Source organism: Chitinispirillales bacterium ANBcel5, from assembly GCA_029688955.1.
In the GTDB taxonomy this organism is placed as follows: Bacteria; Fibrobacterota; Chitinivibrionia; order Chitinivibrionales; family Chitinispirillaceae; genus Cellulosispirillum; species Cellulosispirillum alkaliphilum.
The window spans coordinates 1-2,370 of record JARUKZ010000089.1 but is presented as its reverse complement, the minus strand read 5'-3'; the positions used below and the strand labels follow the sequence as shown (position 1 = coordinate 2,370).

The window sequence follows — 2,370 nt, the reverse complement described above, 5'->3', positions numbered from 1 at the left end:
GTATTTTTAAATTAGCTAATTATCACATTTTTTCGGGGCAGGTAAAAGGAGTAGTTTGATGGATCAGTTGGTTTTAAGATTTCAGGGATTATTAGTGATTTACGGACTTAGAGTTCTTGCTGCTGTGGCGATACTAATCTTTGGTTTGCTTTCGGCAAAGCTTGTTCGGGGATTTTTAAAACGGGTACTTAAAAAAGGGCACATTGAAGACACGCTTGTCTCTTTTATTGCCAGTTTAAGCTATGTATTTATGATCATTTTCGTGATCATTGCCGCGCTTAGCCAACTGGGCGTGCAGACTGCATCATTTGTGGCGATATTGGGTGCCGCGGGACTCGCTGTGGGGTTGGCTCTTCAGGGATCACTGAGCAACTTTGCTTCCGGATTCCTTCTTATCATGTTTAAACCATTTAAGGTTGGTGATTATATTGAAGGCGCAGGGGTAGCAGGTTCCGTTGAACAGATAGGGATTTTCACCACCGAATTGAAATCTCCTGACAACAAAAGAATCATTGTGCCCAACGGGAAAATAACCAACGATAATATCATTAACTATACCGCAAGAGAAATACGACGGGTGGATATTATTGCAGGGGTCAGTTACAGTGATGACCTTGATAAGGTTAAGAGAGTACTTAAAGAGATTCTTGACAGTGATGAGCGCGTCCTTGAAGAACCTGCTCCTGTAATTGGAGTTCTTGAATTAGGAGATAGCAGCGTAAATTTTGTTGTACGTCCCTGGACAAAAACAACTGATTACTGGAACGTATTCTTTTCACTGCAGGAAACTATTAAAAAGCGCTTTGACGCTGAAGGTATATCTATCCCGTTCCCGCAGCGCGATTTGCATATACACAAGGTTAACTCTAAAAACAAAGAGGAGCAGCTTGTATAGGTTTGGTGATAGAGCTGTTTCCCAATTGTAGGTCTAAAGGCGATAACATAATTACTAACTGAAGATAACAGGATGGGTTTTATGGGGCTAAAGGCGATAGACTGGGTCACCCCCGGGCGTCAATGGTAAAAGCGTGAAAAGATCCGTTTGGGGGGACCCTTGGGCTATGATCGCGGGGAGGAAGGGGAATGGGATTTTATAGAGACCAGGCCTTAAAAGACCTGGCTATAAATGGACTGCCCTTACAGGGCAGGGACTCCAGAGCAGTGTCATTATTTTAGGCATTGTGGTAATCTCTTGCAGTTGGTTCTACAGGGGGGAGAGGCTCATCCCGGCCGTTTGCCTGAGCAGTTCCTCGAGCGTAGTCGAGAGGCGTAACTGTTATAATATTTTTTCACTATTAAGCAAATAGTAACTATCCATCTTTGTTTTTCCTTTTCCTGCTCAATGATCAAAGATCGCCCCGGGTAGGAAACCTGTGGCTGATATAGAAATCCCCTTTGGGGTATTATATCAACGTACCGGGCCTTGGTGTTGGCAGGATTCCTGAGACGTTTCCTGCCTTAGAAGATACACTGGCACTATAATAACCTGCAAAATTTTCTTACCTTGGCTGATAGGGCTCTTATTCGATCTTCACGGAGGAACATGTCCTGTAAGGACAATCCATGCTTCGGCTGCACTCAGCACAGCCAGGCGTTTTAACCCCTGGTGGGAAATCAAGGGGATTGATCCTCGTCCTGAAAGGACGACTTTCTAACGGTGCATTATTTATAGCAGGATTTATATGGGCCTCCTACGTTTTTTTTAGCTAAGGAGAACGGAATTTGGTCTTGATCTTTCTCATAAGCGCTAAAAGCGCGCAATTTAAGAGCCCGGGGTAAGCCAGTCTTCTGGCGCAGCCCCGGGTGCAGGCGCGAAAAAAGATCCCAAGCGCTGAAAGCGCTATATAATCGTTGATGTTATCGGGATTTGTGGGAAAAAGGATTTTATGGGGCTAAAGGCGATAGACTGGGTCACCCCCGGGCGTCAATGGTGAAAGCGTGAAGGGACCCGTTTGGGGGGACCCTTGGGCTATGATCTCGGGAAGGAAGGGGGAAATTGGAATTCTTGTCTTGCGGTCATGCCGTCCCACATTTCCCCAGGTAGGAAACCTGGGGCTAATATAGAAAACCCCTTTGGGGTATTATATATTAATTCCCATCGGTTTAATCAGGCTAACAGACGTATTTGCATGATCTATGGTTTTTGTAGAAGGATTGTTCCTTTCTCCTTCCTGCTCAACAGGGCGGCTTCTATTGTAGATGATACTTTCTTTGGCCTTGATCTCCCTCTTAAGCGCTGAAAGCGCGCAATTTAAGAGCCCGGGGTAAGCCAGTCTTCTGGCGCAGCCCCGGGTGCAGGCGCGAAAAAAGATCCCAAGCGCTGAAAGCGCGGGATATTTGTTGATGTTATCGAGATTTGTGGGAAAAAGG

Annotated in this window: 2 protein-coding genes; one reads left to right on the top strand and one right to left on the bottom strand. The window is 45.5% G+C overall.

The window, feature by feature from the left end:
- The first annotated feature begins 58 nt into the window (after positions 1 to 58).
- Positions 59 to 895 (top strand): mechanosensitive ion channel, encoded by an 837-nt coding sequence (locus QA601_18775; protein ID MDG5817147.1) that lies wholly within the window; start codon positions 59 to 61, stop codon positions 893 to 895.
- Positions 896 to 2,081: 1,186 nt separating this feature from the next.
- Here QA601_18775 and QA601_18770 read toward each other — a convergent pair.
- Positions 2,082 to 2,370 (bottom strand): hypothetical protein (locus QA601_18770; protein ID MDG5817146.1); only part of this gene is annotated, 289 nt, incomplete at its 5' end.